Annotated in this window: 21 protein-coding genes; 7 read left to right on the top strand and 14 right to left on the bottom strand. The window is 72.9% G+C overall.

Features of this window, described 5'->3' with window-relative positions; all coding sequences use genetic code 11:
* The 3 genes from D6B71_RS22720 to D6B71_RS10090 all read right to left on the bottom strand — a co-directional run.
* The coding region (locus D6B71_RS22720; RefSeq protein WP_276310995.1) for an Ig-like domain-containing protein at window positions 1-1,460 on the bottom strand (1,460 nt) is incomplete at its 3' end.
* A gap of 196 nt (window positions 1,461-1,656) precedes the next feature.
* Window positions 1,657-2,016: a sterol carrier family protein gene (locus tag D6B71_RS10095; RefSeq protein WP_121254597.1), complete on the bottom strand. Its 360-nt coding sequence runs from the start codon at window positions 2,014-2,016 to the stop codon at window positions 1,657-1,659.
* A gap of 48 nt (window positions 2,017-2,064) precedes the next feature.
* The gene (locus D6B71_RS10090) at window positions 2,065-3,177 is read right to left on the bottom strand and encodes a sensor histidine kinase (RefSeq protein ID WP_121254596.1); all 1,113 of its coding nucleotides are present in this window, start codon (window positions 3,175-3,177) and stop codon (window positions 2,065-2,067) included.
* 130 nt (window positions 3,178-3,307) lie between these two features.
* Here D6B71_RS10090 and D6B71_RS23770 point away from each other — a divergent pair, with 130 nt between their 5' ends.
* Window positions 3,308-4,678 carry a methyl-accepting chemotaxis protein gene (locus D6B71_RS23770; RefSeq protein ID WP_121254594.1) on the top strand — a complete coding sequence of 457 codons (1,371 nt, stop codon included), beginning with the start codon at window positions 3,308-3,310 and terminating at the stop codon, window positions 4,676-4,678.
* A gap of 9 nt (window positions 4,679-4,687) precedes the next feature.
* On the opposite strand, the gene D6B71_RS10080 is transcribed toward D6B71_RS23770, so the two are convergent.
* Window positions 4,688-5,662, bottom strand: coding sequence for a helix-turn-helix transcriptional regulator (locus D6B71_RS10080; protein WP_121254592.1), 975 nt, complete (start codon window positions 5,660-5,662; stop codon window positions 4,688-4,690).
* 62 nt (window positions 5,663-5,724) lie between these two features.
* Here D6B71_RS10080 and D6B71_RS10075 point away from each other — a divergent pair, with 62 nt between their 5' ends.
* Both D6B71_RS10075 and D6B71_RS10070 read left to right on the top strand, forming a co-directional pair.
* On the top strand, window positions 5,725-6,783 hold the full coding sequence (locus D6B71_RS10075) for an ATP-binding cassette domain-containing protein (RefSeq protein WP_121254634.1): 1,059 nt from the start codon (window positions 5,725-5,727) through the stop codon (window positions 6,781-6,783).
* A complete protein-coding gene (locus D6B71_RS10070) occupies window positions 6,780-7,592 on the top strand; it encodes an ABC transporter permease (protein WP_121254590.1) in 813 nt (270 codons plus the stop codon). Before D6B71_RS10075 ends, D6B71_RS10070 begins: the two co-directional genes overlap by 4 nt.
* Window positions 7,593-7,792: 200 nt before the next feature.
* On the opposite strand, the gene D6B71_RS10065 is transcribed toward D6B71_RS10070, so the two are convergent.
* Complete coding sequence (locus tag D6B71_RS10065; RefSeq protein WP_164519604.1) at window positions 7,793-8,578, bottom strand: alpha/beta hydrolase family protein; 786 nt, start codon at window positions 8,576-8,578, stop codon at window positions 7,793-7,795.
* Between the two features lie 71 nt (window positions 8,579-8,649).
* On the opposite strand from D6B71_RS10065, the gene D6B71_RS10060 reads away from it, so the two are divergent.
* The gene (locus tag D6B71_RS10060) at window positions 8,650-8,934 is read left to right on the top strand and encodes a hypothetical protein (protein ID WP_121254587.1); all 285 of its coding nucleotides are present in this window, start codon (window positions 8,650-8,652) and stop codon (window positions 8,932-8,934) included.
* Window positions 8,935-9,068: 134 nt separating this feature from the next.
* Here the strand turns inward: D6B71_RS10060 and purL are convergent, their stop codons facing one another.
* Window positions 9,069-11,324, bottom strand: a complete 2,256-nt coding sequence (gene purL / locus D6B71_RS10055; protein ID WP_240641293.1) for a phosphoribosylformylglycinamidine synthase subunit PurL — start codon at window positions 11,322-11,324, stop codon at window positions 9,069-9,071.
* A gap of 150 nt (window positions 11,325-11,474) precedes the next feature.
* Here purL and D6B71_RS22710 point away from each other — a divergent pair, with 150 nt between their 5' ends.
* Complete coding sequence (locus D6B71_RS22710; RefSeq protein WP_164519603.1) at window positions 11,475-11,642, top strand: hypothetical protein; 168 nt, start codon at window positions 11,475-11,477, stop codon at window positions 11,640-11,642.
* Between the two features lie 27 nt (window positions 11,643-11,669).
* On the opposite strand, the gene D6B71_RS10050 is transcribed toward D6B71_RS22710, so the two are convergent.
* From D6B71_RS10050 to D6B71_RS10045, 3 genes are all read right to left on the bottom strand, one after another.
* Entirely contained in the window at window positions 11,670-12,191 is a 522-nt protein-coding gene (locus D6B71_RS10050) for a DinB family protein (RefSeq protein WP_240641292.1), read from the bottom strand.
* A gap of 282 nt (window positions 12,192-12,473) precedes the next feature.
* Window positions 12,474-12,620, bottom strand: coding sequence for a hypothetical protein (locus D6B71_RS22705; RefSeq protein WP_164519602.1), 147 nt, complete (start codon window positions 12,618-12,620; stop codon window positions 12,474-12,476).
* A gap of 94 nt (window positions 12,621-12,714) precedes the next feature.
* A complete protein-coding gene (locus D6B71_RS10045; protein ID WP_240641291.1) occupies window positions 12,715-13,380 on the bottom strand; it encodes a GyrI-like domain-containing protein in 666 nt (221 codons plus the stop codon).
* Between the two features lie 29 nt (window positions 13,381-13,409).
* On the opposite strand from D6B71_RS10045, the gene D6B71_RS10040 reads away from it, so the two are divergent.
* Window positions 13,410-14,252, top strand: a complete 843-nt coding sequence (locus D6B71_RS10040; RefSeq protein ID WP_121254583.1) for an SDR family NAD(P)-dependent oxidoreductase — start codon at window positions 13,410-13,412, stop codon at window positions 14,250-14,252.
* Between the two features lie 14 nt (window positions 14,253-14,266).
* Here the strand turns inward: D6B71_RS10040 and D6B71_RS10035 are convergent, their stop codons facing one another.
* Window positions 14,267-15,472, bottom strand: coding sequence for an acetate/propionate family kinase (locus D6B71_RS10035; RefSeq protein WP_121254581.1), 1,206 nt, complete (start codon window positions 15,470-15,472; stop codon window positions 14,267-14,269).
* Window positions 15,469-17,634 carry a phosphate acetyltransferase gene (pta, locus tag D6B71_RS10030; protein WP_121254579.1) on the bottom strand — a complete coding sequence of 722 codons (2,166 nt, stop codon included), beginning with the start codon at window positions 17,632-17,634 and terminating at the stop codon, window positions 15,469-15,471. Before pta ends, D6B71_RS10035 begins: the two co-directional genes overlap by 4 nt.
* Before the next feature lie 319 nt (window positions 17,635-17,953).
* Between pta and D6B71_RS10025 the strand changes: the two genes are divergently transcribed.
* Entirely contained in the window at window positions 17,954-19,324 is a 1,371-nt protein-coding gene (locus tag D6B71_RS10025) for a glycoside hydrolase domain-containing protein (protein WP_121254577.1), read from the top strand.
* Between the two features lie 58 nt (window positions 19,325-19,382).
* Here the strand turns inward: D6B71_RS10025 and D6B71_RS10020 are convergent, their stop codons facing one another.
* Genes D6B71_RS10020 through purS form a run of 3 tightly spaced genes read right to left on the bottom strand, consistent with a single transcriptional unit; the run spans window position 19,383 to window position 20,808 of the window.
* On the bottom strand, window positions 19,383-19,847 hold the full coding sequence (locus tag D6B71_RS10020) for a DUF3817 domain-containing protein (RefSeq protein WP_121254575.1): 465 nt from the start codon (window positions 19,845-19,847) through the stop codon (window positions 19,383-19,385).
* Window positions 19,844-20,512 carry a phosphoribosylformylglycinamidine synthase subunit PurQ gene (gene purQ / locus D6B71_RS10015; RefSeq protein WP_121254573.1) on the bottom strand — a complete coding sequence of 223 codons (669 nt, stop codon included), beginning with the start codon at window positions 20,510-20,512 and terminating at the stop codon, window positions 19,844-19,846. The genes D6B71_RS10020 and purQ overlap by 4 nt, the downstream gene beginning before the upstream one ends.
* Window positions 20,509-20,808 (bottom strand): phosphoribosylformylglycinamidine synthase subunit PurS, encoded by a 300-nt coding sequence (gene purS / locus D6B71_RS10010; protein WP_121254571.1) that lies wholly within the window; start codon window positions 20,806-20,808, stop codon window positions 20,509-20,511. Before purS ends, purQ begins: the two co-directional genes overlap by 4 nt.
* Between the last annotated feature and the right edge of the window lie 231 nt (window positions 20,809-21,039).

The raw sequence follows: 21,039 nt of genomic DNA, 5'->3' as shown, positions 1-21,039 counted from the left end.
ACCGACACGACCGACATCGGACCTGCGTCGACGTCGGTGTCGTTGCCCAGCACGTCGACCGGGCTCGCCGCGTCGTCCTCGGTCACCGTCAGGCTGTCGTCGACCGCTACCGGCGCGTCGTCCACACACGTCACCGTCACCGACACCGACGCGGAGTCCCCGCCGGTCATCGTGTAGCCGAACGTGTCCGGGGACCCACCGGTCTGGGAGTTGCAGTAGTCGGGGTCGGGCGCGTAGGTCAATCCGCCCTCGGACACCACGACCGTCCCGTGGGCAGGGTCGGTGGCCGCGGTGACGGTCAGCGGGTCGCCGTCCGGGCTTCGGTCGTTGGCCAGGACGGAGACGGCGGCGGGTGCGGCGTCCTCGCGAACGGTCACCGTGTCGTCGACGGCCACGGGCACGTCCCGCGTGCAGGTCAGGTCGATGGTCACGTGGGCGACCGCGGTCGCGCCACGGCCGTCGTCGACGGTGTAGTCGAAGCCGCCGGCCGCGGTGCCGCACAGGTCGGGTGCCGGGGTGAACGTGATCGTGTCGCCGGTGAGGACGACGCTGCCCCCGTCGGCGGCAGCCACCTCGACGACGGTCGTCGGATCACCGTCGGCGTCGGTGTCGTTGGCCGCGGGACCGCCCGGTCCCGCGACCGGCAGGTCGAGCGGGGTGTCCTCGGTGCCGGTGAACCGGTCGTCCGCGGCGACCGGGCCCCTGTTCTCGAAGACGTCGGCCACCGTGACGACGAAGGGCTTCTCGAACCGCGCCCCGTCCTGGTCCTCGACACGGATTCGGATCCCGAGTTCGGCGTCGGCCTCGAAGTCGAAGACCGCGGCGGTCAGCAGTCGGTCGCCGTCGAGAACGAAGTCGTCGTTGTCGGTGGCACCCTCTCCGGGCACCAGCGAGAGGACGTGGGTGTCGCCTGCGTCGGGGTCGCTCACCGTGACCACACCGACCAGCGTCCCGGTCGGCTCGTTCTCGGCCACGGCAGACGGGTCGAGGTCCAGGCCGCTGGGTGCATCGTTCTGGACGACGGCCTCACAGTCGGGCGCCACCGCGTCCGGCATGTCCGCCGCGGCCCGGTCCGCGCGGCCCGCACCACACCGGAGGCGGTCGCGGAACCGTGACGCGTCGCGTCCGTCGAGATCGTCGGCGCCCGGCCCACCGCGCAGCAGATCGTTGCCGCGTCCGCCCACGAGCGAGTCGCCGCCCCGGCCACCCAGCAAACGGTCCGCGCCGGAGCCGCCGAGCAGCACGTCGTCGCCGCCGCGGCCCAGAAGACGGTCGTCGCCTCCGCGCCCGCAGATCACGTCCCGGCCCCGGGTTCCCACGAGGCGGTCCGGGCCGGGAGTTCCCACGATCGTGCAGCGGGGGGCTCGCTCGCTGGACGGGGCGGACGGTGGCTCGGCCGCGGCGACGCCGGCCGTCACGACCGTCGGTAGCAGGGCAGCGACCACGAGCGGGGCGAGCATGCGACGAAGGCGGGCGGGCCTCCGGGGGTGTGACGGCATGAGTACTTCCCTCGCTGTGGTTTCCCCACTCCCGAGACACGAGAGCGTCCCCCCAGGACCCGGAGAGCCTGCCAGCAAGAGACTCGGCAGCATGCCGGATTCGGTGAAAGCGACCGCAACGGTCTGGACGTGCTTGACGCCCTGGGCGGCGGCTCGCTCAGCCCAGCGGGAGGTACGGCGAGAGGTCGGCGCGCTCCCCGGAGGCGCGGAGCAGCCCGGCCGCCTCGGCGTCGACCCACGCCAGCTCGCCGGTGGCCAGCCCGATCAGCGTGCCCGCGTCGGTCTCCACGACCGCCGGCGGGGTGCCGCGGGTGTGCCGCACCCCCTCGACCACCTGCACCGCCGCATACGGCGGCACGCGCACCTCCACCGAGCGCCCCGGCGCCCGCAGCTCGAGCAGCGCCAGGAAGTGCTTGACCAGCACGCGCAGGTCGGCGCGGTCCGCGTCACCGGACCGCCAGCGCGCCAACGCCTCCGCGACGGCCGCGGCGTCAGCGGGGCGAAGTCGGGCGGGCACGCCACGACCCTAATGGGTGCGCATCACCAGTCGGGCTCGGGCGAGCCGTCAGCCACGGTGCCGCGGCGTCACCGCCACCGACCCGACGCGGGGCAGGGCGAGCACGGCGACCAGCCCGTGGGGGTGATGGTCCTCGAGCAGCAGCTCACCGCCGTGGGCCAGCGCGACGGTGCGGGCGATGGCCAGGCCCAGCCCACGCCCACCCGCCGCCGGGTCCGTGCCGGCGCCCCGCTCGAACGGCTGGACCAGGCGCTCACGATCGGCGGCAGGGATGCCGACGCCGTGATCGACCACCTCGATGCGGAGCGTGTCGTCGTCGCCCCCCACCCGGACCAGCACCACGGAACCGTCGGGGGCATGGTCGACGGCGTTGCAGAGCAGGGCACCGAGGGCCCGCTGCACCTTGGCGGCGTCGACGCTGACGCGCGCCGACGCGGGAGCCTCGATCTCGACCCGGACCCCCCGCCCGGCACCGCGCTGCGCCGCGCGCGCCGTCGCCTCGCCCACGAGCGGCACCACGTCGGCGTACCTGCGCTCCAGCGCGGCGTACCCCTCGAGGTCGACCAGGTCGCTGATCGTGGCGAGCAGCTCCCGGAGCGCGCCGCCGGCGGTCAGCATCGGGTCGACCAGCCGGCGCAGCCGCGGGGGCAGCTCGTCGCTCAGGTCGTGCAGCAGCTCGACGTTGCCGAGCAGCGTGGTGACGGGGGTGCGCAGCTCGTGGTTGACCGTCGACAGCAGCCGGTCGCGCAGCTGCTGCTGCTCCTCGCGGGCGGCCCGCTCCGCGGTGATGTCCTGGGCCAGCACGATCGCGCCCTGGATGGCGCCGGAGTCGTCGCGCAGCGGAGCGGCGTTGCAGCGCAGGTGGACCACCCGGCCGTCGGGCAGCCGGGACACCACGACCAGGTCGCGCACCGTCTCGCCGAGCCGGGCCCGGGCCAGCGGCAGCTCTTCCGGGCGCAGTGCGGTGTCGCCGTCGGCGCAAAACAGGCCGAACCGGTCCGGGATCTCCTCCTCGGACACCGGCTCGAACCGCTGCCCGAACAGCTCCTCGAGGGCCGGGCTCAGCAGCGTCATCCGCCCGTCCGCGTCGGTCGCGGCGACGCCCACCGCGGTCTGCGCGAGCAGCGTGCGCAGGTGGAGCTCCTGCAGCAGCGGTTCCATCGCACTCCCTCCGGATGGGTGCAGAACAGGTTCCCCCCTGGCTCCGGCGTCAAGCAGCTCCGGGTGCGCTGGGGCACAGCCTTTACCTCTCCGGGGTCAGATGCACGGCAAACGCGCCGATCGACCCCCCGTGACCCATCCCCAGCGCACGCCCGCGAACCCCACCGACGAGGCGCCCCTCGGCTGGCTCCCCCGCGGAGCCAGCCTCGCCGAGGACGACTTCGTCGTCCGGCACCGGGCCCTGTGCTGGGTGCTGGGCGCACACGTCCCGCTGCTCGCCGCGCTCACCCTGTGGTGGTCGCCGGCGGGCGCCCATCCCCACCCGGACAGCTCGGCGCCGGGCCAGCACGGGTGGCTGGGCGTCGCGTCGGTCCTTGCGGTCCTCGGCCTGCTGCTGCTCGCCCGGGTCGCCACCAGCCAACTGGGCCGGGCCGTGGCCGTGGGGCTCGGGCTGACCCTCAGCTCGGTGACGCTGGTGCACGTCTCGGGAGGCATGACCGACCTGCACCTGCACTTCTTCGTGACGGTGGCGCTGGTCGCGCTCTACCAGATGTGGACGCCGTTCCTGGTGGCGATCGGCGTCGTCGCCGTGCACCACGTCGGCATGGCGCTGTTCGACCCGACCATGGTCTTCTCCGACCCTCGGGCCCAGGAGAACGCGATGGCGTTCGCACTGCTGCACGCGGTGCTGCTCCTCGGCGAGTGCGCGGGGCTCGCCTACTCGTGGCGCTTCACCGAGCAGGCCGAGCGAGCCCGACGAGCGGAGTCTCGCCGCGCCGAACACGAGCGGCAGCGCCAGCGGGAGGCCGAGCAGGCCCTCGCCGTCGAGCAGGCGCAGGCCGCCGAGCGAGCCCAGGCCGAGCTGGTCGCCCGCACCGAGCGCGCCGCCGAGGTGGAGCGACGACTGGCCAGCCTGGACGCCGCAGGAGAGACGCTCCGCGAAGCGGTGCGGGAGTCCGCGGCCGCCGTCGGCGACCTCCAGACCGCGGCATCCGAGATCGACACGGCTGCCACCGGCGCCGCCACGTCGACCCGCGACACCGCGACCACGGTGGAGAGCACCCACGCGCTGATGACGCGGCTCGAGCAGTCGGCCGGAGAGATCGCGAGCATCGCGGCCACGATCACCGGCATCGCGGAGCAGACGAACCTGCTGGCGCTGAACGCGACCATCGAGGCGGCCCGGGCCGGCGAGGCCGGCAAGGGGTTCGCCGTGGTCGCGGCCGAGGTCAAGGAGCTCGCCCAGGAGACCGCCCGCGCCACCGAGCTGATCGAGCGGGTCGTGGTCGAAGTCCGCAACGGGACCCAGGACGCCCTGGCGGGCGCCGAGCGGATGGAGCGCGTCGTGGCCGAGGTGGAGCAGGCCCAGGCCGTCATCTCGGCGGCCGCCGCCGAGCAGATGCGAGCCGCGACCACCGCCCGGCACACCATCGGCAGCCTCTCCGAGACCACCCGGAGCATGACCGACGAGGTCGCACAGCTGGCCCGCGCCGGCTCCTGACAGCCCGGGTCAGGCTCCGGGAGCGGCCGCGCGCGAGAACCGCTCCGCCACCCGCGCGAGGGCCTCGCGCAGCTCGGCCGGCTCCTCGACGGTGAACTCCGCGTCGGTGTTCGCCAGCGCGAACATCGGCCAGTCGAGCGTCTCGGTGGGCATCGTCATCAGGCAGGCCGCCTCCTCCCCGGCACGTGGAGTCACCGGCTCGACGGTGGCCCACCTCCCGACCGTCGCCGAGACCTGCTCGGTGGGGCACGCGAACCGCACCCGTACGGCGTACCGCTGCGGCATCCGGCTGATCCCCTCGCGCACGAACGTCAACGCGTCGGCGGCCGGCAGCTCGCGGACGCGGAAGCGCTGGCCGCTGGTGCGGACGTCGGCGATCCGGTCGACGCGGAAGCTGCGCCAGTCCTCGCGGTCGCGGTCCCAGGCGACGAGGTACCACCGGCGGCCCAGGGTGACCAGCCGGTGCGGTTCGGTGCGACGGTGGGTCGGCTCGGCCGCCCGCGCGGTGTAGGTGAAGGTGAGCGGCTCGTGGTCGCGGCAGGCCTGCGCGAGCGTGGTGAGCACCTCGGCGTCGATGGTGGGCCCGCGACCCCACGGGGCGGGCTCGGTCTGGCTCGTGAGCGCCTCCATCCGCCGGCGCAGCTTGGGCGGCATCAGCGCGACGACCTTGGTCAGCGCCTGCAGCGAGGTGTCCTCGAGACCGGCCACGACGCCCGCGGCGGCGTTCTGCAGGCCGACCGCGATCGCCACCGCCTCGTCGTCCTCGAGCAGCAGCGGCGGCAGCGAGCCGCCGGGCTGCAGCTGGTAGCCGCCGGCCACCCCCCGGACCGCGTCGACGGCGTAGCCGAGGTCGCGCAGCCGCTCGATGTCGCGCCGCAGGGTGCGCGGGGTGACCTCGAGCCGCGCGGCCAGCTCGCCGCCGGGCCAGTAGCGGTGGGTCTGCAGGAGCGAGAGGAGCTGGAGCATCCGGGCGCTGGTGGACATGTCCCCAGACTAGTTCGGATTGAGGACATGAATTGACCTCTTTGCTTCCTAGCGTGATGGTCATGACGACAACTACTCCCTCCTCGAACCGCCGCGGCCCGGTGATCCGCACCCGCGGCCTCACCCGCCACTTCGTCCGGCACCAGCAGACCGTCGAGGCGGTCCGCGGGCTCGACCTCGACGTCGCGCCCGGCGAGCTGGTCGCCTTCCTCGGCCCGAACGGGGCCGGCAAGTCCACCACCCTCCGGATGCTCACGACCCTGCTCGCACCCACCGCGGGCACCGCCGAGGTCGCCGGCTTCGACGTGGTCACCCAGCGGCGCGAGGTGCGTCGCAGCATCGGGTACGTCGGGCAGGGCAACGGCGCCGGGCACCAGCAGCGCGGGCGCGACGAACTGTTCAGCCAGGCGCGCGCCCACGGGCTGGGCCGGCGCCAGGCCAAGGAGCGCGCCGACGAGCTGCTCGCGGCGTTCGACCTCAGCGAGTTCGCCGACCGCCCGGTCATCTCTCTCTCCGGCGGGCAGCGGCGACGGCTCGACGTCGCGATCGGGCTGGTCCACCAGCCAGGCCTGCTCTTCCTCGACGAGCCGTCGACCGGCCTGGACCCGCAGAACCGCGCCAACCTGCAGGAGCAGGTGCGCCGGCTCCACGAGGAGCACGGCACCACGATCGTGCTCACCACCCACTACCTCGAGGAGGCCGACGCGATCGCCGACCGGGTCGTGGTGATCGACCACGGCCTGGTGATCGCCGACGACAGCGCGCCGCGGCTGAAGTCGGCGCTCGGCGACCTGGTGCGGCTCGGGTTCGCCACCGCCGAGGACGCCGCGGAGGCGGCCCGGCGCGCGAGCCGGCTGGCCGGCGCCGACGTCGAGGTCCGCGGTGCCGCCGCCACCCACGAGGTGTCGCTGCGTGTCGCGCACGGCCGCGAGCTCGCGCCCGGCCTGGTCGCCGACCTCGCGGCGTACGGCACCCCCGCCCAGCGGATCGAGGTCGTCGGCCCGACCCTCGACGACGTCTTCCTGCACCTCACCGGTCGCAGCCTGCGCGAGAGCAACGAGTCGCCGGCCGACGCCGACCAGAGCACCACGTCCGACCAGACCGAAGGAGCCGCAGCATGACCACCACGACCTTGACCCCCGAGACCGTCGCCCCCGCGGGCGACCAGCCGCAGCTCAGCCGCGCCCCCGGGGTGCTCGCCGACACGTGGAACGTGATGCTCCGCGAGCTGCGGCCCGTGCTCCGCCAACCGGTTTCGGTGCTGTTCGCGATGGTGCAGCCGCTGGTCTTCCTCGGGCTGTTCGCTCCCCTGCTGCCCGACGCAGAGGGCGGCTCCGCGCTGCAGTGGTTCGTGCCCGGCATCATCGCGATGACCGCGCTGATGGGAGCCTCGTTCACCGGCTCGGCGCTGACCGACGAGATCATGACCGGCTCGCACGAGCGACTGCTCGTGTCACCACTGAGCCGCTCCTCGTTGATGGTGGGGCGCTCTCTGAAGGAGATCGTGCCGATGCTGATGCAGGCCGCGATCGTGCTGGCCGTGGTGACCCCGTTCAGCTTCGAACTGCACCTGCCCGGCGTCCTGGTCGGCATGGTGATGCTGTCGCTGTTCAGCGTCGGCATCGGCGCCCTGTCGTTCGCGCTCGCGCTGGTCGCCAAGGACCAGGTGTGGCTGTTCTGGACCGTGCAGCAGACGCTGATCTTCCCGCTGCTGCTCCTGGCCGGGATGCTGCTCCCGGTCGACCAGGGGCCCGGCTGGCTGCAGACCGCCTCCGATCTCAACCCGCTGACCTACATCGTCGAGGCCGAGCGCGCGCTCTTCGCCGGGTCCTTCCCGGCCGGCGAGGTGCTGGCCGGCTTCGGCGCCGCCGCCGCGGTGGCCGCCCTGGGTCTGGGTGTGGGGCTGCGGGCGATGAACCGGGCGAGCTGAGCCGAGACGCGTCAGCGGATCGGCTGATGGTGGTCGAGCGAGGCGCGCAGCTGAGCCTGCGAAGCTGCGACCGCCGTGTCGAGACCGAGGCGCGTCAGCGGATCGGCTGACTGCAGGGCGGTGACCAGAACTGGTCATCGCCCTGCGGTTGCGCTGCCGAGGCGTCGAACGTTCCTCGACACGCCGCGGAAACGCGGGAATCAGTGACGGGTCGGCGTCGAGGCCAGGGACTCCAGCACCTCCAGGGTGCGCGCCCATGCGTCCGAGTCGACGTCGACGACGGTGAAGTGGTCACCTTCGACCTCCACGATGCCGACCTCGGCGCCGGCCAGTCGGGCGTGCTCGACGTAGCGTCGGGACTGCGTGATCGGCACCACCTCGTCGTCGACACCGTGCACGCACCACAGCGGCACGTCGAGTGGAAGCTGCAGCAACGGGTCGACCGTGACGTCGAGGTCGGTCGGCCGACGACCCAGGAACTCCTCGACCGCTCCGGCACCGAGCTGCTCGACATGCGCCCTGCGCAGGTCGAGCACGCCCGCCTGCGAGACCACACCGGTCACCGGCACCCGCTCCTGCGCCCAGCGCTCGTGCTGGCCGCGCGCCGCAGCCCAGGCGGCCAGGTGACCGCCCGCCGAATGACCCAAGGTCAGCACGCACGACAGGTCCAGCGGCACCCCGTCGACGCTGACCTCGGCGAGCTTGTCGATGGCGGCTGCCACGTCGTCCAGCGTCTCCGGGGTCCCACCCCCGTCACCGACCCTGCGGTACTCGATGTTCCAGGCGGTCCAGCCCGCGCGGGCCAGGGCCGCGGCGAGCGGCCGGCCCAGCGAGCAGTCGTAGGCCGCCTTCCAGAACCCGCCGTGGACGACGACCACGACGCCGCGGGAGCCGCCCGCCGGCAGGAAGAGCTCGGCGTACTGGCTCGGGTGGGTGCCGTAGCTGACGCGCTGCGGTGCGGGGGGCTGGTCCGAGAGGGCGTCCATCCGCCACACATTAGTGACCCCCGTTCGGCGACCCATCGGGCCGCGAGATCGCCGGGTCGTGGTCTGCGCCGGTGGTCGTCGCCCCGCTGGCCACCGAGGAGGTCTACGGCTGGGAGGCCGGGCTGGTCGGTGAGCCGAGCGGGTGGGTGCTGCTGCGCTGGGTCGGGCCGGACGCGATCTCCTACGACGACACGTTCGGCCGACTGCTCTCCCCCGACGGAATCCTCGGCGACGGCTTCGCGCTGGCGCCGCCCGGCGTCCCGATGGTGGCGGCCGCGGTCGACTCCGACGGCGGGGTCGTCGCGGCCTGGCAGGACGGTGCCGGCCGGGTGCGCGTCCACCTCCGTGCCGGGTGATCGCGGGCTCGGTGGTCGGCGGCCGCCGGTTGCAGCTTCATCAAGGGATGCAGGTCAACCCGCACTTCCCCATGCCTGCACACCTAGGGAAGCGATGGTTCGTCTGCATCCCTAGGTGAAACGACGGCTCCGCGTCAGCCCAGCGCGGCCGGCAGGGTGGCGGTCCACGCATCGCGGACGATCGACAGGTCGACCGCGAAGTGGCCCTCGACGGTGACCGCGTGCCCACCGGTGGTGCCGATGCGCACCGCCGGGACGCCGAGCCGCTCGGCCAGCAGCCCCAGCTGGTCGACGGCCTCCTCGTCGGCGGTGACCAGCACCCGGCCGGTGGACTCGGAGAACAGCGCCACGAACGGGTCGGCGGCGACCGCGGAGACATCGACGGTGACGCCGACATCGCTGGCGAGGGCGGACTCCACCAGCGCCTGCGCGAGCCCGCCGTCGGACAGGTCGTGGGCGCTGGCCAACCAGTGCCGCTTGGCCGCGACGGCGATCAGCTCGGCGAGCGCCTTCTCGCGGGCCAGGTCGACGCGGGGCGGCCGGCCGCCGAGGTGGCCGTGCACCACGTGCGCCCACTCGGAGCCGGACAGCTCCTCGCGGGTCTCACCCAGCAGCAGCACCGCCTGCCCGGCGCCGTGGAAGCCGCCGGGCACCCGGCGGCGTACGTCGTCGATGACGCCGAGCACCGCGACCACCGGGGTCGGCAGGATCGCGGTCTCGCCGGTCTGGTTGTAGAGGCTGACGTTGCCGCCGGTGACCGGGATGCCGAGCTCGGCGCAGCCGTCCTTGAGCCCGCGGCAGGCCTCGGCGAACTGCCACATCACGTCGGGGTCCTCGGGCGAGCCGAAGTTCAGGCAGTCGGAGACCGCCAGCGGGGTGGCGCCCCCGGTCGCGACGTTGCGGAAGGACTCCGCGAGCGCCAGCTGCGCCCCGGCGTACGGGTCGAGCTTGGCGAACCGGCCGTTGCAGTCGGTGGCGACCGAGACACCGAGGTGGGTCTCCTCGTCGACGCGCACCATGCCGCTGTCGGCGGGCTGGGCGAGCACGGTGTTGCCGCGCACGTAGCGGTCGTACTGGTCGGTGATCCACGACTTGTCGCACAGGTTGGGGCTGCCGACCAGGCGCAGCAGGGTCTCGCGCAGCTCCTCGCCGGTCGCGGGCCGCGGCAGCGCCTCGGCGCCGTCGGCCTGCAGGGCGTCCTGCCAGGCGGGGCGGGCGTAGGGACGGTGGTACGTCGGGCCCTCGTGCGCGACCGTGCGCGGCGGGACGTCGACGACCCGCTCGCCGTGCCAGTCGACGTGCAGCCGGCCGGTGTCGGTGACCTCGCCGACGACGACCGCCTCGACGTCCCACTTCGCGCAGATCGCGAGGAACGCCTCGACGTCGCCGGGCTCGACGACCGCCATCATCCGCTCCTGCGACTCGCTCATCAGGATCTCCTCGGGGGAGAGCGTGGAGTCGCGCAGCGGCACCAGGTCGAGGTCGACGTGCATGCCGCCGTCGCCGGCGCTGGCCAGCTCGGAGGTGGCGCAGGAGAGTCCGGCGCCGCCGAGGTCCTGGATGCCGGCGACCAGACCGGCCGCGAACACCTCGAGCGTGCACTCGATGAGGAGCTTCTCCATGAACGGGTCGCCGACCTGCACGCTCGGGCGCTTGGCCGGCCCGCCCTCGTCGAAGGTCTCGCTGGCCAGCACGCTGACGCCGCCGATGCCGTCGCCGCCGGTGCGGGCGCCGTAGAGGATCACCTTGTTGCCGACGCCGCTGGCCTTGGCGAGGTGGAGGTCCTCGTGGCGCAGCACGCCGACGCAGAGCGCGTTGACCAGCGGGTTGCCGAGGTAGGAGTCGTCGAAGACCGCCTCGCCGCCGATGTTGGGCAGGCCGAGGCAGTTGCCGTAGCCGCCGACGCCGGCCACGATCCCCGGCAGCACCCGGTGGGTGTCGTCGGCGTCGAGCGGGCCGAAGCGCAGCGGGTCCATCACCGCGACCGGGCGGGCGCCCATCGCGAGGATGTCGCGGACGATGCCGCCGACGCCGGTGGCCGCGCCCTGGTAGGGCTCGACGTAGGAGGGGTGGTTGTGGCTCTCGACCTTGAAGGTCACCGCGTAGCCCTGGCCGATGTCGATGACGCCGGCGTTCTCGCCGATGCCGGCCAGCGTCTTGCCGCGCGGGGTCTCCTGGGAGAGCTCGGAGAACTGCTTGAGGTGCACCTTGGAGGACTTGTAGGAGCAGTGCTCGCTCCACATCACCGAGTACATCGCCAGCTCGCTGCTGGTGGGGCGGCGGCCGAGGATCTCGCGGATCCGGGCGTACTCGTCCTCCTTGAGGCCGAGCTCGGCCCAGGGCTGCGAGCGGTCGGGATCCTGGGCGGCGACGGCGACGGTGTCCAGCACGGACGTCGATTCTAGGTCACCGCGGCCGGGGCGCCGACGGCCGCTCGCCGGCCAGACGCCCATGGCCGACCCGGCCAGGTGTGGGGCGCCAGATCCGGTCGTACCGTGGCCCCGGTGCCGCGATCGCGGCTCGCGGAGAGGGGAGGCCCGATGCGGATCCTGCGCAACACCATCGACTTCGTCAGCGCGGTGCGCTCTGCGCGGCGGATGGCCGCGACCATGCCGAGCGACCCGGCCGAACGCGAGGCGCTGCTAGCGAGGCTCGACGAGCCGTACGACGAGGACCCCACCTCCGGTCGGACGGCGAAGGGCGACTGAGCACCGAGCCGCTGCCTGGATCCTGGGTCAGGGGCGGGCCGCGAGGACCTGCTCGCGCAGGATGTCGGCGTGGCCGCAGTGCTGGGCGAGCTCGCGGAGCATGTGGGCGTAGATCGCCCACAGGGGCCGCGGGCCGCGGCCGGTGACCTCCGCGTCGAGGGGCAGGTCTGAGACGAGCGGGCGCGAGTCGGCGCAGGCCGCTGCGTACGCCGCCCGGACCGAGGCGATCGTGTCGCTCTTGTGCAGCACGAACGACCGGTCGGGCGTGGCCGGCGCACCGATCTCCTTCAGGCTCCGTCCGGTCAGCGCCTGGTTGAACCAGACCTGCTCGACGTAGGTGACGTGCTTGACCAGGCCGAGCAGCGTCGTCCTCGACGGCACGAGGGAACGCCTCGCCTCCTCCTCGGTGAGCCCCTCCAGGCTGGCGTCCATCATCGCCCGGTGCTCGTCGAGGAGCCCGTCGAACCGGGCCCGGAGGTCGACGGTCCAGGCCGGGCCCCCGCCGCCGGGGAACATGCCGTCGTCGGGTGAGGTGGCCTGGCGGTCCATGGCGTCAGTATCCCGACGTCGGGCGGGAAACGCCCGGGCCAACCGTCCACCTGCCCCTATCCGGGCCCAAGCCGCCTTGCTCAGGCCCGGCCGCTCGTAATCCGACGGAGGAAAGCCCGTCCAGAGCAGGCACCAAGGCGCGGGACTGGCTCGCTGGAGCGACTTCACTCCGTCCATGGACGAAAGCATCTTCAGGGCCTGCTGGTCGACTGCGTGGCGGAGAGCAGGTTCGGCAGAGGCGAACACGGCTGACGGCTGACCCGGCCGCGTCCACCCGCCGACTCAGCCTTGAAAGATGCCGTTCTCCTCGGCCGACCCGGCCTCGGCGGCCAGACCGTCACCCTCGGACTCGGCGTCCATCTGCTCCTGGACCTCGGCCATCTCGCGCTGCTGCTGCTCGGCCGTGCTCTCGCTGCTCGTCCCGCTCACGTCACCCTCCTCCGTTCGCGTGGGCCGTACGCCGCACGCACGAGGAAGAGGTACCCATCGACGTCGCTTCCGCTCCGGCAAGGTCGCGGAGGGCTCATTCACCGGCGGGCGCCACCGGCTGCCGCAGGATCGTCCGCAGCTTTGCGGGAGCGACCCTGCGCGCATCGCTGAGGTAGATCTCGTGGTGCCTGCCGGTCATGCGCAGACCGGCGCCGGGGATGAACTCGTCGTGCAGCGCGGCCAGCACGCCCGCCTCCTCGTCGTACGGGCCGACGTGGAGCGTCTGCACGCAGCTGCCCTCGTCGAGGGTCTGCAGCCGCACCCGGTCCAGGCTGCGCGGCGACTTCTTGGCGGCCACCGTGGCGACGGCCTCGGGGAACAACCCGTCGGGCACCCAGTCGGGCACCATGATCATCGCCGTCCAGTGCCACCTCGACTTGTCGCGCGCCGAGGTGAAGGCCGCCATGTCCGGTGCCCACCACAGCGCCTCCAGCGGCGGCACCACGTAGTCGTGACCCAGGTCCGTCTTGCTCGCGAACTTCAACGTGTAGGCCACCGGATAGAGCGCCTCGAGCGCGTCGGCGTACGCGGTGGCGGTGTTGGGGTCTCCCTGGCCGTCGACCATCAGGTAGCGCAGCGGGGGCACGTCGACGACACGGAACTCGCCGGGCCGCGCCTGGTAGCCGTCCAGCGAACGCTTGAAGTCCGTCTTCACCGCTGCCCCCGTCTCCGCCGTGGCGTTGCCCACCTCGTTGCCCACCTCACAGTAGGGGTCCCTAGGCTCGCACCATGAGCGACCAGACGATGGCGGGCCGCACGGTCCTGGTGACCGGGGCGAGCGACGGGATCGGGGCCGAGACAGCCCGGGTCCTGGCCTCCCGAGGGGCGACGGTGCACGTCACCGGCCGGTCTGCCGAGAAGCTCCGGCCCGTCGCGGAGGCGGTCGGCACCGAGCCGCTGGTCGCGGACTTCGCCCGGCTCGACGACGTACGCCGCCTGGCCGCGCAGGTGGGCGAGCGCGTGGAGACGCTCGACCTGCTGATGAACAACGCCGGCGGCACGTTCAAGCCGTCGCGGACCACCCACGACGGACACGAGCCCAACTTCCAGATCAACCACCTGGCGCCGTTCCTGCTGACCAACCTGCTGCGGCCGCGGCTCGCCGCGGCCGATGGCGCGCTGGTCGTCAACACCTCCAGCATCGGCAACCTGATGGGCAAGGTCGTGCTCGATGACCTCGACTACGAGCACCGGCGCGCGATCGAGTTCCCCGCCTACGGCACCGGCAAGCTGATGAACATCCTGTTCACCCGCGGCATCGCGCAGCGCTGGGCCGACGAGGGCATCGTCTCGGTGGCCGTGCACCCCGGCCCGGTGGGCAGCTCGTTCGGCCGGGACTCCTGGTTCGTCGGCCTGCTCTATCGCTCGCCGTTGAAGCGGTTCGGCACGATCTCGGTGCCCGACGGTGCGGCCCCGCTGATCGCCCTCGCCGAGCGCGGCCCCGACCCCGAGCTCAACGGGCGCTACTACAGCCGCTTCCACGCCGACGGCCGCGAGAACCGGCAGGCCAGCGACCAGTCGCTCATCGACGGGCTGTGGCAGCGCTCGGCGGAGCTCGTCGAGCTCGGCTGATCCTCGGCGCCGACTCAGCCGGCGCGCACCACCCCGAGGGTCTCGCGCGCGATCTGCCACTCCTCGTTGGTGGGAACGACCAGTACCGCCACCTCGCTGCCGGGCGGCGAGATGAACCCGGCGCCGGAGTGGGTGCGGTTGGCCTCGGCATCGATCACGATGCCGAGGCGCTCCAGCCCGGCCAGCGCCTGGGCGCGCACCAGCAGGCCGCGCTCACCGATGCCGCCGGTGAACGTGATCGCGTCGACCCGGCCCAAGGCGGCGTAGTAGGCGCCGACGTACTTGCGCAGCCGGTAGCAGTAGACGTCCATCGCCACCCGGGCGTGCGGGTCGCCGTCAGCGAGCAGCCGCTCGAGCTCGCGGAAGTCGGAGTGTCCGCACAGCCCGCGGATGCCGGACTCGCGGTTGAGGGCGGCGTCGATCTCCTCCAGCGACCAGCCCAGCTGCCGGTGCAGGTGGGCGTGCAGGGCCGGGTCGAGGTCGCCGGACCGGGTGCCCATCACCAGGCCCTCCAGCGGGGTCATCCCCATCGAGGTGTCGACCGAGCGGCCACCAGCCACGGCCGCGGCCGACGCGCCGTTGCCGAGGTGCAGCACGATCGTGTTGACCTCCTCCACCGGTCGACCGAGCAGCCGGGCGGTCTCGCCCGAGACGAACCGGTGCGAGGTGCCGTGGAAGCCGTAGCGGCGGATCCCGTGCTGCTCGCGCCACTGGTGCGGCACCGCGTAGGTGTAGGCGTGCTCGGGGAGCGTCTGGTGGAAGGCGGTGTCGAAGACCGCGACGTGCGGGACGGCGCCGAAGAGCGTGCGGGCCACCGCGAGCACCTCGAGGTTCGCGGGGTTGTGCAGCGGGGCCAGCGGCACCAGGTCGGCGACCGCGGCCAGCAGGTCGTCGTCGACCAGCGCCGGGGCGGAGAACCGCTCGCCGCCGTGGACCACCCGGTGGCCGACGGCGGCGACCCCCGCCTCCGCCAGCGCGGGGCCGTGCTGCTCGAACGCCCCGAGAGCGGCCCGCAGGGCGGCCTCGTGCGAGGGCAGCGGCAGCTCGGAGCGGTGCTTGGTGCCGTCGGCGTCGGTGTGGGTGAGGATGCCGGCGGCGCCGGAGGGGTCACCGACCCGCTCGGCGAGACCGACGGCGAGCGCCGCACCGGTGTCGCCGTCGACCAGGCTGTACTTCACCGACGACGAGCCGGCGTTGAGGACCAGCACCGTGGCGCTCATCGGACCGCCTCCGGCTCGGGGTGGCCAGCCCGCTGGTCGACGGGCTGGTCGAGCTGCTGACCGACCTGCTGGTCGAGCTGCTGGTCGAGCTGCTGGGCCTGGATCGCGGTGATCGCGACCGTGTTCACGATGTCGCGCACGGTGGCGCCCCGGGAGAGGTCGTTGACCGGCTTGCGCAGCCCCTGCAGCACCGGCCCGATCGCGACCGCACCGGCGGAGCGCTGTACCGCCTTGTAGGTGTTGTTGCCGGTGTTGAGGTCGGGGAAGACGAACACGGTCGCCTGTCCGGCGACCTGCGAGCCGGGGAGCTTGGTCGCGGCCACCGAGGGGTCGATCGCGGCGTCGTACTGAATCGGCCCCTCCACCAGCAGGTGCGGGGCACGGGCCCGGACCAGCTCGGTGGCGGCGGAGACCTTCTCGACGTCGCTGCCGGCGCCGGAGCTTCCGGTGGAGTAGGACAGCATCGCGACGCGGGGCTCGATGCCGAACGCCGACGCGGTCGCCGCCGACGAGACCGCGATGTCGGCGAGCTGCTCGGCGGTCGGGTCGGGGTTGACCGCGCAGTCGCCGTAGACGAGCACCTGGTTCTGCAGGCACATGAAGAACACCGAGGAGACCACCGAGACCCCGGGCACGGTCTTCACGACCTCCAGCGCCGGGCGGATGGTGTGGGCGGTGGTGTGCGCCGCGCCGGAGACCATGCCGTCGGCGAGCCCGAGCTCGACCATCAGCGTGCCGAAGTAGGAGACGTCGACGGCGGCGGTGCGGGCCTCGACCCGGTCGATGCCGCGGTGCCGGCGCCGCTGGTAGTACTCCTCGGCGAAGCGCTCGGTGAGCTCGCTGGTCTCCGGGTCGAGCAGCGTGGCCCCGGTGATGTCGGCGCCGCAGCTGGCGGCCTGGGCGGTGATCCGGATCGGGTCCCCGAGCAGGGTGAGGTCGGCGACGCCGCGCCGCAGCAGCAGGTCGGCCGCGGCGAGCACCCGCGGCTCGTCGCCCTCGGGGAGCACGATGTGGCGCCGGTCGGCGCTGGCCATGTCGATCAGCTGGTGCTCGAACATCAGGGGGGTCACCGCGGTGGTGCGGGCGACGTCGAGCCCGTCGAGCAGCGCGTCGCTGTCGATGTGCTGGGCGAACAGGCTGAGCGCGGCGGCGACCTTGCGTCCCGAGCCGCTGCGCAGCCGGCCGCGCATCGAGGTCAGCGCGGTCGAGGTCTCCTGCGTGCCCAGGTCGGTGGCGATGATCGGCAGCGTCGCACCGGCGCTCTCCAGCAGCCGGGTCACCTGCGAGGGCAGCTCGATGCCGCCGTTGAGCACGATGCCCGACACCTGGGGGAACCCGGCCGAGAGGTGGGCCATGAGCACGCCGAGCACCACCTCGGGCCGGTCGCCCGGGGTGACCACGACGACCCCGTCGAAGAGCCGGTCGAGCACGTTCGGCATGGTCATGCCGGCCACCATCACCCCCAGCACCTCACGGTCGAGGAGGGCGGGGTCGCCGGAGACCAGTCGCCCGCCGCACACCGGCAGCAGGTCGGCCAGGGTCGGCGCCGACAGCAGCGGCTCCTCCGGCAGCGCGTAGACCGGGACGCCGTCGCGGGCCAGCGCGCGGACGACTCCGGACAGGTCGGGGTCGGTGACGCGGTTGGCGACGACCGCGAACAGCGACGCGTGGTTCTCCGCGATCGCGCCCGCGGCCATGTCGGCGAGCACCTTGACGTCGTCGGGCGAGCGGTCGGCACCGTTGACGACCAGGAGGACCGGCGCGCTGAGGTTGGCCGCGACCCGGGCGTTGTAGGCGAACTCGGTGGGGCTGCCCACGTCGGTGTAGTCCGAACCCACGATGACGACGGCGTCGCACTGGTCGGCGACCCGGTGATAGCGCTCGACGATGGTGTCGAGCGCGGCGACCGGGTCGGCGTGGACGTCGTCGTAGGTGACGCCGGTGCACTCGTCGTACCCCAGGGTGACCGCCTCGTGGGCGACGAGGAGGTCCAGGACGTAGTCGCGCTGCCCGGGGTCGCCGGTGGCCGCGTCACCCAGGACGATCGGCCGGAAGACCCCGACGCGCTGCACCCGGCGCGACAGCGCGTCGAGGAGCCCCAGCGCCACGGCGGACTTGCCGCTGTAGCCCTCGAGCGTGGTGACGTAGACGCTCTTGCCCATGGCACGACAGTAGGTGGTGGGACAGCGGGCCCCGCCTCGTCGGGACCTGAGTCCCGAGCCGGCCCGGACCAGAGACCAAGGCCCGACCCACCGGATCGGCTCCTCAGGCCGATCCCCGACCTGCCGACGTGGTGTCCGTGGCCGAGGCCGCCTCACCCCGCCCGATCCTGCCTGACCCCCTGGCTGACCAGCACGGATGCTCCGGCGAACTACACAGCTGTAGTTCCCGCGAACCGCTGTTACTGCTGTGACTGGTGAGGTTATGGTGACGGCGCCCGGCAGCCTCGGGTGATCTGTGCCCCCGTCGTCTGGAGTCGTCATGCACCGCCCTCTCACCCGTCCCCTGCGCGCACTCGCGGCCGCGGGCCTGACCGCGACGCTGGCGCTCACGGCCTCCGGCCCGGCCGGCGCCACCGCCGAGACCAGCGAGAAGCCGCGGGACACCACCGCCGTGGTCACCCCCGGCGACTTCACCGGCTACGGCTTCGACCAGTGCCTGGCGCCCACCCAGAAGGCGATGAACACCTGGCTGAAGTACTCCCCGTTCCTCTCCGTCGGCATCTACATCTCCGGCGACTCGCGGGCCTGCCGCGACCAGCCGAACCTCTCCAAGCGCTGGGTCTCCACCCAGCTGCGCAAGGGCTGGCGACTGCTCCCGATCACGCTCGGCCCCCAGGCCTCCTGCCAGCCCCGCTTCCCCCGCTACGACGACGACTTCAAGATCAGCCCCAAGCCGGGCAAGAAGGGCACCTACCCGCGGGCCCGCAAGATGGGCCGCGCCGAGGCCACCAAGGCCGTCGCCGCGGCCCAGGACCTGGGCATCGCTCCCGGCAGCACGCTCTGGTACGACCTCGAGGGCTACGACAACAGCAACACCCACTGCCGCGAGTCCGCACTGCAGTTCCTCAGCAGCTGGACCAAGGGCCTGCACAAGCTCGACTACGTCTCCGGGGTCTACTCCAGCGCCGGCTCCGGCATCAAGGCGCTCGACGAGGCTCGGGTGAACCGGCCCGAGGCGTTCACGCTGCCCGACATGATCTGGATCGCCCGCTGGGACGGCATCGCGAACACCTCCACCTCCTACATCCGCAACGACGGCTGGCGCCCCGGCGGCCGGGTCAAGCAGTACCAAGGCGGCCACAACGAGACCTGGGGCGGCGTGACGATCAACATCGACCGCAACTACCTCGAGGTCGGCCGCGGCTCCTACGCCCCCGAGGAGGTCTACTGCGATGGGGTGGGGCTCGCCTTCCCGGAGTACCCGGTGCTGAAGTTCGGCCAGGAGAATCTCCCGGAGGCCCGGGTCCGCGCGCTGCAGTGCCTGCTCCAGCAGCAGGGGCTCTATGCCGGCAACCTCAACGGCCGCTACACCAAGAAGACGCTCGCCGCCGCCAACGCCTGGCAGGTCTCGAAGGGCTGGAAGGCCAGCGAGACGTGGAGCCAGCGACAGTGGGTCTCGCTGCTGGTCGCCGGCGAGACGCCGGTGCTCAAGATCGGCTCGGCCGGATCCGCCGTGCGGCGGCTGCAGCGGGCGCTCAACGCCGCCTCTCCTGGCACTGTCAAGGCCCTGGGCGTGTTCAACACCGCCACTCGCGACGCCCTGCTCGCCTATCAGAAGCGGGTCGGAGCCGAGCAGACCGGCATCGCCGCCCCGGCCACCTGGAAGATGCTGAAGAGGGGCGCGAAGTAGGGCTCAGGCGGTCGGCTCTGCCGGTGGTCGAGGCCCCCGGGTGGTCGAGCCTGCCGGCTCAGGCCGGCGGACCGGCGACCAGCGCGACGCCGGTGAGCGCCGCCACCGCGACCGCGCCCACGGCGGCCCCGTGCAGCGGGTGCCGCACCAGCCACGCGGCGATCCGCTCCAACGCGCCGCTGGGCGCCTCGGCCCGCAGCCGCCAGGAGCGGCCCAGGGCGCCCTGGCGCTCGGCGTACCGGTCGAAAAGCACGGTGGCGAACGGCGGCACCGCGGCGGCCAGGCCCAGCAGGGTGCGCGCGACCGACCAGCGCTGGTCGAGCGCGACCAGCAAGGTGGTCAGCACGTAGCCGATGAAGACCACGCCGTGCACCATGCCGAAGACCCGCACCCCCAGCTCGGTGGTCTCGGTGCCGTACTTGAGCACCATGCCGGTGAGCAGCAGCGCCCAGGTCACGGCCTCGGCGACGGCGACCCGGCGGAACAGGTGCAGCGGGCCGGCGGCGGTCTCGGTGTCGCTCATGCGAACGCCGCCGCGGCCAGCGAGGTGAAGAAGCCCAGCCCGTCGGTGCCCGACCCGGTGAGGGTGTGCACGGAGTGCTCGGGGTGCGGCATCAGCCCGACGACGTTGCCGGCCTCGTTGGTGATGCCGGCGATGTCGCGCAGCGAGCCGTTCGGGTTCTTGCCCAGATAGCGGGCGACCACGCGCCCCTCCCCCTCGAGCCGGTCGAGCGTGGCCTCGTCGGCCACGAATCCACCCTCGCCGTTCTTCAGCACGATCGTGACCTCCTGCCCCTCGGCGTAGGCCGAGGTCCAGGCGGTGCGGTTGTTCTCGATGCGCAGCGGCTGGTCGGTGCAGACGAACCTGCGCTCGGCGTTGCGGATCAGCGCACCCGGCAGCAGGTGTGACTCGCACAGGATCTGGAAGCCGTTGCAGATGCCGAGCACCGGCATGCCCCGCCGCGCGGCCTCGACGACCTCGCTCATCACCGGGGCGAACCGGGAGATCGCGCCGCAGCGCAGGTAGTCGCCGTAGGAGAAGCCGCCCGGCAGCACCACCGCGTCGACGCCGCGCAGGTCGTGGTCGCCGTGCCACAGCGCGACCGCCTCGTGGCCGCCCACCCGCACCGCGCGGACCGCGTCGACGTCGTCGAGCGAGCCCGGGAACGTGACGACGCCGACCTTCATCGGGCGTCCGCCTGGTGCGCCTCGACGACCTCACCCGGGTGCTCGGCGACCGCGTCGTCGACGTGGACGGTGAAGTTCTCGATCACCGGGTTCGACAGCAGCCTCTCGGCCATCTCGTGCACCGCGGCGAGCACCTCGGCGGTGATCTCGCCGGCCACCTCGAGCTCGAAGCGCTTGCCCTGGCGGACACCGGTGACGCCGGAGAACCCCAGCCGCGGCAGGGCGCCGAGGACGGCCTTCCCCTGCGGGTCGAGGATCTCGGGCTTGGGCATGACGTCGACGACGACTCGGGGCACGGGAGGCTCCTGGAAGCGGGGTCTGCGAGGCGGGGGTGCGCGGCCCAGTCTACGGGCGCGGCGCCCGCCGACCGGCGCGGGCCGCCGGCACGGACGGTCGACTTCCGCAGGAAGGGGTGGCGGGGGGCGGGGCTGGCGGGATCACCGGATATCCGGTGATCCCCTCACTTCACACGGGTTGCACCGCGTGAGAAGCGTCGAGAACGCGTGTGAGGTCGCCCGGCACACTGG

Origin of the sequence: Nocardioides ferulae (genome assembly GCF_003660455.1) — a bacterium.
Taxonomy (GTDB): Bacteria; Actinomycetota; Actinomycetes; order Propionibacteriales; family Nocardioidaceae; genus Nocardioides; species Nocardioides ferulae.
The sequence above is the reverse complement of the archived record's forward strand: the minus strand, read 5'-3'. Positions and strand labels throughout refer to the sequence as shown.

Bases quoted from the DNA above. Each gene is read 5' to 3' on its own strand.
- D6B71_RS10090 (WP_121254596.1), bottom strand. From the start codon at position 3,177: ATGGAACCGCTGCTGCAGGAGCTCCACCTGCGCACGCTGCTCGCGCAG.
- D6B71_RS10080 (WP_121254592.1), bottom strand. From the start codon at position 5,662: ATGTCCACCAGCGCCCGGATGCTCCAGCTCCTCTCGCTCCTGCAGACC.
- D6B71_RS10075 (WP_121254634.1), top strand. From the start codon at position 5,725: ATGACGACAACTACTCCCTCCTCGAACCGCCGCGGCCCGGTGATCCGC.
- D6B71_RS10070 (WP_121254590.1), top strand. From the start codon at position 6,780: ATGACCACCACGACCTTGACCCCCGAGACCGTCGCCCCCGCGGGCGAC.
- D6B71_RS10065 (WP_164519604.1), bottom strand. From the start codon at position 8,578: ATGGACGCCCTCTCGGACCAGCCCCCCGCACCGCAGCGCGTCAGCTAC.
- D6B71_RS22710 (WP_164519603.1), top strand. From the start codon at position 11,475: ATGCGGATCCTGCGCAACACCATCGACTTCGTCAGCGCGGTGCGCTCT.
- D6B71_RS10050 (WP_240641292.1), bottom strand. From the start codon at position 12,191: ATGGACCGCCAGGCCACCTCACCCGACGACGGCATGTTCCCCGGCGGC.
- D6B71_RS10040 (WP_121254583.1), top strand. From the start codon at position 13,410: ATGAGCGACCAGACGATGGCGGGCCGCACGGTCCTGGTGACCGGGGCG.
- D6B71_RS10035 (WP_121254581.1), bottom strand. From the start codon at position 15,472: ATGAGCGCCACGGTGCTGGTCCTCAACGCCGGCTCGTCGTCGGTGAAG.
- pta (WP_121254579.1), bottom strand. From the start codon at position 17,634: ATGGGCAAGAGCGTCTACGTCACCACGCTCGAGGGCTACAGCGGCAAG.
- D6B71_RS10025 (WP_121254577.1), top strand. From the start codon at position 17,954: ATGCACCGCCCTCTCACCCGTCCCCTGCGCGCACTCGCGGCCGCGGGC.
- D6B71_RS10020 (WP_121254575.1), bottom strand. From the start codon at position 19,847: ATGAGCGACACCGAGACCGCCGCCGGCCCGCTGCACCTGTTCCGCCGG.
- purQ (WP_121254573.1), bottom strand. From the start codon at position 20,512: ATGAAGGTCGGCGTCGTCACGTTCCCGGGCTCGCTCGACGACGTCGAC.